Here is a 7,777-nt window from a genome sequence, read left to right on the forward strand (position 1 = left end):
CCGGGCCGCGGTCGGCGCCGTCGTCGGGGGCGGGTGGAGGCGGGGTCATGCGTCCTCACCTTTCTTCCGGGTCTTGCGGGGGTTCGGTTCCGGCCGTCGGCGGGGTCGGGAGGGGGAGGGCGGTGCCCGTGTCGGCCCCGTCATCGATCCGGCCGCCGACGGGAGGAGGGACTCCCCGGGCCGACGATGTGGAGCCGTTGTCCCTGAGCCCTGGGCGGACGGGAAGGGCCGCCGCGTATGTCCCGGACGTGGGGGGCGGCGCGGAGTCCGCCCCCGGACGTGTCGTGCCGGTCGGCCCCGGGAGGCTCGCTCGGCGTCGTCGGCCGCCGTGGCCCGATGGCGTCAACGGTGGCCCTCGTCACCGGAGGAGGCCGTGTGCCCGGCGGCCCCGGTCGCCCCGGCGGCCGCTGCGGCGTGGGCGGCCCCCCGGCCCTGCGCCCGGGCGGTGATCCTCCTCTGACCGACCCTGACGGCGGCCTCGGTCTCGTCGTCGGGCGCGGACAGGCCGAGCGCCTCGGCCACCGTTCCGGTGTCGTCGATGACCAGCCGTAGGCCGTCCCAGGTCCGCGCGGGGAACACCCGCCGCAGGCACGCGACCAGGTCGACCACGCGCAACCGGACGAGGGCCCCGGTCTCGGCGGGGTCCCCGGTGACGACGGCGACCGTGACCTGGTCCCCCGGACGCGCCGCGCGCACGGCCTCCTCGGCGGCGGCGAGGCGGCGGGCGCCCAGGACGGCGACCACGCCGTCGGCACCGAGGTCGACCGGGGAGCCGCCGATCGCGTCCACCGGGCCGGCGGGCGGGGACCAGGGGGCCCGGGCGTCCGCGGCGGGCGGGACGTAGGGCAGGTGCGCGGGCGCCCAGGTGTCGGCGAGGTCGAGGTCCGCGAGGTGTTCGCAGGCGCGGATCCGGTCGAAGGGGTCGCCGAAGCCGGGGGCGGACTCGGCGAGCGCCCCGCAGCCGCCCAGCAGCGTCAGGGCGACTTCGGCGAGGCGGACACGGCGTTCGGCGTACGGCTCGCAGGCCTCCAGCCCGATGGCCAGCAGCAGGGCCTCCAGGTGGGCGGTCTGGGCGAGCACGGCCCGGTCGTGGTCGCGGTCGGCGGCTCCGGACAGGGAGCGCAGCCGCAGGCGGCCCCCGGCGGCGGGGTCCTCGGCGAGGGGGATCCGCTCCAGCCAGACGCGGGCGAGGGCGCCGAGGGCCTCGGCGGCCGTCCCGGGGGAGGCCGGTGCGGGGGCGCCGCCGGAACCCTCGGATTCGACCAGGTCGACCAGCACCGACAGGTACAGGGCCCGCTTGCTCGGGAAGTTGGAGTAGACGGCGCCGCGGGTCAGTTCCGCCCGTTCGGCGATCCGGTCGACCTTGGCCGGGGCGTAGCCGTGCTCGGTGAACTCCGCCCGGGCCGCCGCCAGCACCGAGGCGCGCGTGCGTGCCTGCTGTTGTGCCCGTGTCAGTCGGACCATCGCCGATCCCTCCCTGTTCCGCCGCCCGGGGATCAGGATACGCTCACAATCCGAATGATAGCGACATCTGAATGATGCGCGTCCCCATGGGTGCGGCCCCGTGGATGTGGCATGGCGGCGCCGCGCCGGTCACGTCCGCGGAGTTCCGTCCGACCGGGCCGACGTGATCGTCACGGCCTCGGCTGGTCCCCATCTGCGTCGGTGCCCTGACCGGTTCCCTGTCTGTCGGCGATCGGCCCTCGGCCGCCCGCCCCTGGAGGCCATGGCCGCAGAAGGCTCCACCACTTCAGCGGCCACCGTCGTCATCGGGGAAGGGCGGCTGGTCCGGCGGTCAGTCCCCCACGGCGCGCAGTGCACCGGGGCGCAGGCCGGTGAGGCGGTCCAAGGCGGCGGCGGTGGCCGCGTCCTCGGGGAGATAGGCCAGCAGGTACTGGCCGTCGTAGTCGGGCAGGTCCAGGCACTCGAATGCCAGGCGCAGCTCCCCCGCCTCAGGGTGAACCCATCGGTGTACGCCCCTTCGCGGCGGGAGGGACGCCGCGTTCCGCCAGCGCGAGGCGAACTCGGGTATCTCCGACAGCTCCTCGACCAGTGGGAGCATGTGTCCGTCGCCCCAGGCCGACTGGGAGCGCAGCCGGGCGGTCTGCGCGTCGGCCACCAGCCCCCAGTCGGGCAGAGCGGAGCGCGCGCGGGGGTCGGTGAAGACGAACCGGGTGAGGTTGGGTTCCGGCCCCTCCAGGAGGCCGGACGGTTCGACCAGCCTGGCGAAGCCGTCGGTGTGGGCCAGCACGTCGTCCAAGCGGTTGAAGACCGCCGCGGGCGCGGGCTCCATGCGTTCGACGAGCGCCCGCACCGTGGGGCGCACGGTGCGCCGGGGAGGCTCGGCGCCCTGGCACTCGCGTCCGCCGATCGACTTGGCGAGGCGGTGCAGGTGCACGTACGCGTCGGGCGTGAGCATGAGGGCTTCGGCGAGCGCCGACAGCACCTCCGTGGAGGGGTGCCGGTCGCGGCCCTGCTCCAGGCGGGTGAGGTACTCGACGCTCACCCCGGCCAGGGTCGCGACCTCGGAGCGGCGCAGGCCGGGGGCCCGGCGGCGCGGCCCGGCCGGGAGGCCGACCTGTGCCGGGGAGACGGCGTCGCGGCAGGAGCGCAGGAACGCCCCGAGTTCGTTGTCGCCCATGCGGGCAGTCTAGGGACGGCCGACGCGATGAGGGTGGCCCCCGTGGGGCCACCCCCGCGGCGGCCTGGTCCGGCCCGGCGGGCGGCGCGAGGCTGAGGCCCATGGACACGCACAACGACATCCCGCTGAAGGTCGCCGTCGTCATCGGATCCACGCGCCCGGACCGGCGCGGCGACGAGGTCGGGATCGAGCGCAAGGGCGCCGCGGTCGGCCGGTGGGTGCACGAGCGGGCGCGGGCCCGGGGCGGCGCCGATTACACGCTGGTCGACCTCGCCGACATCGCACTTCCCCTGTTCGACGAGCCGCTGCCGCCGTCACTGGGCCACTACACCGGGGAGCACACCCGGGCGTGGGCGCGGACGGTCGACGGGTTCGACGCCTTCGTCTTCGTCACCCCCGAGTACAACCGGTCCGTCCCGGCCGCGCTGAAGAACGCCGTGGACTACCTGTACGCGGAGTGGCACGACAAGGCGGCCGGTTTCGTGGGCTACGGCGCCGTGGGCGGGGCCCACGCGGTCGACCACCTGCGGGGCATCCTCTCCGAGGTCCGTGTCGCCCACGTCCAGGCGCAGGTGTCGCTCGGCCTGTACACCGACTTCGAAGACCTGCAGCACTTCGCCCCGGCCGACCACCAGGAGGGCGCCCTGAGGGCGATGCTCGACCAGCTCCTCCCCTGGGGGCAGGCGATGCGTTCGGTCCGGGAGAAGGCGGCCCACGTCCCGGCGGGGGTGTGAGCGGCATGCGGCACTTCCTGTTCGGCCGCACCGGGCTGCGGGTGTCGGAGCTCTTCCTCGGCGGTACGCCGTTCTTCGCACGCGGCGACGGCGAGGCACGGCGGGACCACCGCCGCCTGCTGGACACCTACGCCGAGGCCGGGGGGAACACCATCGACACCGCCTCGGCCTACGGCGACTCCGAGGAGGTCTTGGGCGAACTCCTGCACGGGGAGCGGGACCGGTGGGTCCTGGGGACGAAATTCGGGCTGACCCGGGATCCGGACGACGCCAACGCCGGGGGCACCCACCGCAGGAACCTCGCCCTGTCCCTCGACCGCAGCCTGCGGCGGCTCCGTACCGACCGCATCGACGTTCTCTGGGTGCACCTGTGGGACCGGAACACGCCGATCGAGGAGACGATGCGGGCCCTTGACGACGCGGTCCGGGCCGGAAAGGTGGTGTACACCGGCATCTCCGATTCACCGGCGTGGGTGGCGGCGCGGGCGGACGCGCTCGCCGAATGGCGCGACTGGACCCCGTTCGCGGGCATCCAGGTGCCCTACAACGTCGCGGCGCGCGAGGTGGAGCGGGACCAGTTGCCCATGGCCGGGCACCTGGGGCTCTCGGCGGCGGTGTGGCGCCCCACCGCTCGCGGAGCGCTGGCCGGGGCGGGAGGCGGGACACCGTCGGAGCGCGAGCGGGCGGCCGCCCGGGCGGTGGCCGAGGCGGCCGCCGAGACGGGGGCGACCCCCGCCCAGGTGGCGATCGCCTGGACCCGGGCGCGGCGGAGGTGGGTGCACCCGATCGTCGCCGCCTCGGCCCCCGATGTGCTCAAGGAGAACCTCGGCGCCGCCGGCCTGGAGCTGGACACGGAGGTGGTGGCGCGTCTGGACGCCGCCGCGGCGCCGGAACCCGGCTACCTGGAGGCGTTCGCCGCCGAGGCCTCTCCAGGGGCCTTCGGCCGTGTCGGGGTCGAGCCGCGTACCGGTAACCGCCGGTGCGGCGCCTGCGAACCGACCGGGTGAGGCGACGGTGCCGCCGCCGGAAGGGCGGGCGGCGGCACTGGTGGGCGGGGCACAATTTCCTCATGGCACTGAGGAAGGTCACCGTCAGGGGCGGCGAGGAGGATCCGACCGCCGTCAGGGAGGCCGCCGTCCGCGAAGGGCGTCCTGCGTCAGAACTCATCCGCGAGGCCGTCCACATCGTCGCGCTGCGCGCCCGACGGTGGTCCGGGGAATGGGACATCCCTGAGCTCGAACTCGGCGCACCGGCGGGCGGTGGCCGGAACCGGTTCTGTCGCCCGTCCGGTCCCCTGTGCCAGAATCCCTGCTGTGAGCAGCAATGACGCCGACGGCCAGCGCCTGCGGGAACTCGTCCTCCTCCGGCGGGTCCGGGACCGGATCGACCGGGAGTACGCCCGGCCGCTGGACGTCGAGGCCCTGGCCCGGGGCGTGCACATGTCGGCCGGGCACCTCAGCCGCCGGTTCCGGCAGGCCTACGGCGAGTCCCCCTACGCCTACCTCATGACGCGCCGCATCGAGCGGGCCATGGCCCTCCTGCGGCGCGGCGACATGAGCGTCACCGACGTCTGCTTCGAGGTGGGCTGCTCCTCGCTCGGGACGTTCAGCACCCGGTTCACCGAGCTCGTCGGGATGCCGCCCAGCGTGTACCGGCGCGAGGCCGCCGGGACCGAGGGCATCCCCTCCTGTGTTTCCAAACAGGTGACCAGACCGGTCAGGAATCGAGAAGCCCCGCCGACCCCGCCTCGCCTAGCGTGACCTGCATGAGCACGACGATTCACGCGATCCCTCCGCCGCACGCCGCCGTGGGGCCCCCGCACCCCGCCGACGCCGGGCGCCGCTGAGCGGCCCCGTGCCCGTGCCCGGCTGTCAGCGCGCTGTCAGTGCCGGGCGGCAGCATGAGGGGCCCACACGACCGCCCCGCCTGAAGTGACGACGGATGGAGAGACGATGACCACGGCCCCGAGGTCGGACGAGCGGTCGCCCGCGCTGCACGCCGCCGACAGCCACGACATGATCCGCGTGCACGGCGCCCGCGAGAACAACCTCAAAGACGTCGGCATCGAGATCCCCAAGCGCCGCCTGACCGTGTTCACCGGCGTCTCCGGGTCCGGCAAGAGCTCCCTGGTGTTCGACACGGTCGCCGCCGAGTCCCAGCGGCTGATCAACGAGACCTACAGCACCTTCGTTCAGGGCTTCATGCCGAACCTGCCCCGACCCGAGGTCGACCTCCTCGACGGGCTCACCACCGCGATCATCATCGACCAGCAGCCCATGGGCAGCGACCCGCGCTCCACGGTCGGCACCGCCACCGACGCCAACGCGATGCTGCGCATCCTGTTCAGCCGCCTCGGGCAGCCCTACGTCGGACCGCCGAACGCGTTCTCCTTCAACGTCGCCACCGTCCGGGCCAGCGGCGCCATCACCGTCGAGAAGGGCTCCAAGAGCAAGGCCGAGAAGGCCACCTTCACCCGCGTCGGCGGCATGTGCCCCGAGTGCGAGGGCCGGGGCCAGGTCACCGACTTCGACCTGTCCCAGCTCTACGACGACTCCAAGTCCCTGGCCGAGGGCGCGCTCACCATCCCCGGCTACACCATGGAGGGCTGGTACGGCCGCATCTTCATGGGGTCGGGCTTCCTCGACCCGGACAAGCCCATCCGGGACTACTCCGAGAAGGAGCTCGACGCCCTCCTGCACAAGGAGGCCACCCGGATCAAGGTCGACGGCGTGAACGTCACCTACGAGGGGCTCATCCCTCGGATCCGCAAATCGTTCCTGTCCAAGGACCGGGAGGCGATGCAGCCGCACATCCGCGCGTTCGTGGACCGGGCGATCACCTTCACCGACTGCCCCGCCTGCGGCGGCACCCGGCTCAGCGAGGCCGCCCGCTCCTGCAAGATCGGCGGGGTGAGCATCGCCGACGCCTGCGCGATGCAGATCAGCGACCTGGCCGCGTGGGTGCGCGGCCTGGACGAGCCCTCGGTGGCGCCGCTGGTGGCGAACCTGGCCGACACGCTCGACTCGTTCGTCGAGATCGGCCTGGGCTACCTGTCGCTGAACCGCCCCTCCGGCACGCTCTCCGGCGGCGAGGCGCAGCGCATCAAGATGATCCGGCACCTGGGCTCGTCCCTGACCGACGTCACCTACGTCTTCGACGAGCCCACCATCGGCCTGCACCCGCACGACATCCAGCGGATGAACGACCTGCTGCTGCGGCTGCGCGACAAGGGCAACACGGTGCTGGTCGTGGAGCACAAGCCCGAGCTGATCGCCATCGCCGACCACGTCGTCGACCTGGGCCCCGGGGCCGGGTCGGACGGCGGCACCGTGTGCTTCGAGGGCACCGTCGCGGGGCTGCGCGCCTCCGGCACCACGACCGGCCGCCACCTGGACGACCGGGTGGGGCTCAAGGAGCGGGTGCGCACCCCCTCCGGGGCGCTGGAGGTGCGCGGTGCCGACGCGCACAACCTGCGCGGCGTCGACGTGGACGTGCCGCTGGGCGTGCTGGTGGCGGTGACCGGCGTGGCGGGCTCGGGCAAGAGCTCGCTGATCCACGGTTCGGTGGCCGGGCGGGACGGCGTGGTCTCCGTCGACCAGAGCGCGATCCGCGGGTCCCGGCGCAGCAACCCGGCGACCTACAGCGGCCTGCTGGAGCCGGTCCGCAAGGCCTTCGCCAAGGCCAACGGGGTCAAGCCCGCCCTGTTCAGCGCCAATTCCGAGGGTGCCTGCCCCGAGTGCAAGGGCGCCGGGGTGGTCTACACGGAGCTGGGGGTGATGGCCAGCGTCGCCGTCACCTGCGAGGAGTGCGAGGGCAGGCGGTTCCAGGCGGCGGTGCTCGACTACCGGCTCGGCGGGTGCGACATCAGCGAGGTGCTCCGGATGTCGGTGTCCGAGGCCGAGGAGTTCTTCGGCTCCGGGGAGGCCCGCACCCCGGCCGCCCACAGGATCCTGCGGCGCCTGGACGACGTGGGGCTGGGCTACCTGCACCTGGGCCAGCCGCTGACCACGCTGTCCGGCGGCGAGCGGCAGCGGCTGAAGCTGGCCACCCGGATGGGGGAGAAGGGCGGCGTCTACATCCTCGACGAGCCCACCACCGGGCTGCACCTGGCCGACGTCGAGCAGCTCCTCGGGCTGCTCGACCGGCTGGTCGACGCGGGCAAGTCGGTGATCGTCATCGAGCACCACCAGGCGGTCATGGCGCACGCCGACTGGATCATCGACCTGGGCCCCGGGGCCGGGCACGACGGCGGCCGGGTCGTCTTCGAGGGCACCCCGGCCGACCTCGTCGCCGCCCGCTCCACGCTGACCGGCGAGCACCTGGCGGACTACGTCAAGGGCTGAGGGCCGGGCCGGACCCGCAGGCAGGCGGCGGCCGCCCGACCCCGGATGGGGCGGGCGGC

Annotated in this window: 6 protein-coding genes; 4 read left to right on the plus strand and 2 right to left on the minus strand. The window is 74.0% G+C overall.

Annotated features, from left to right (window positions below):
• Positions 1 to 342: 342 nt before the first annotated feature.
• Positions 343 to 1,464 (minus strand): TetR/AcrR family transcriptional regulator, encoded by a 1,122-nt coding sequence (locus D476_RS0128905; RefSeq protein WP_017627369.1) that lies wholly within the window; start codon positions 1,462 to 1,464, stop codon positions 343 to 345.
• 331 nt (positions 1,465 to 1,795) lie between these two features.
• Positions 1,796 to 2,641 carry a helix-turn-helix domain-containing protein gene (locus D476_RS0128910; protein WP_017627370.1) on the minus strand — a complete coding sequence of 282 codons (846 nt, stop codon included), beginning with the start codon at positions 2,639 to 2,641 and terminating at the stop codon, positions 1,796 to 1,798.
• Between the two features lie 101 nt (positions 2,642 to 2,742).
• On the opposite strand from D476_RS0128910, the gene D476_RS0128915 reads away from it, so the two are divergent.
• The 4 genes from D476_RS0128915 to D476_RS0128930 all read left to right on the plus strand — a co-directional run bounded on the left by D476_RS0128915 (position 2,743) and on the right by D476_RS0128930 (position 7,718).
• Entirely contained in the window at positions 2,743 to 3,375 is a 633-nt protein-coding gene (locus D476_RS0128915) for an NADPH-dependent FMN reductase (protein ID WP_017627371.1), read from the plus strand.
• Between the two features lie 5 nt (positions 3,376 to 3,380).
• A complete protein-coding gene (locus D476_RS34945) occupies positions 3,381 to 4,382 on the plus strand; it encodes an aldo/keto reductase (protein ID WP_040728646.1) in 1,002 nt (333 codons plus the stop codon).
• 306 nt (positions 4,383 to 4,688) lie between these two features.
• Positions 4,689 to 5,135 (plus strand): helix-turn-helix transcriptional regulator, encoded by a 447-nt coding sequence (locus tag D476_RS0128925; RefSeq protein WP_017627373.1) that lies wholly within the window; start codon positions 4,689 to 4,691, stop codon positions 5,133 to 5,135.
• Between the two features lie 192 nt (positions 5,136 to 5,327).
• Positions 5,328 to 7,718, plus strand: coding sequence for an ATP-binding cassette domain-containing protein (locus D476_RS0128930; RefSeq protein ID WP_017627374.1), 2,391 nt, complete (start codon positions 5,328 to 5,330; stop codon positions 7,716 to 7,718).
• Positions 7,719 to 7,777: the final 59 nt, after the last annotated feature.

Source organism: Nocardiopsis chromatogenes YIM 90109 (genome assembly GCF_000341185.1).
Classification (GTDB): domain Bacteria; phylum Actinomycetota; class Actinomycetes; order Streptosporangiales; family Streptosporangiaceae; genus Nocardiopsis_A; species Nocardiopsis_A chromatogenes.

Coding starts and splice junctions, on each gene's coding strand:
- D476_RS0128910 (WP_017627370.1), bottom strand. CDS start 2,641: ATGGGCGACAACGAACTCGGGGCGTTCCTGCGCTCCTGCCGCGACGCC.
- D476_RS0128930 (WP_017627374.1), top strand. CDS start 5,328: ATGACCACGGCCCCGAGGTCGGACGAGCGGTCGCCCGCGCTGCACGCC.
- D476_RS0128905 (WP_017627369.1), bottom strand. CDS start 1,464: ATGGTCCGACTGACACGGGCACAACAGCAGGCACGCACGCGCGCCTCG.
- D476_RS0128915 (WP_017627371.1), top strand. CDS start 2,743: ATGGACACGCACAACGACATCCCGCTGAAGGTCGCCGTCGTCATCGGA.
- D476_RS34945 (WP_040728646.1), top strand. CDS start 3,381: ATGCGGCACTTCCTGTTCGGCCGCACCGGGCTGCGGGTGTCGGAGCTC.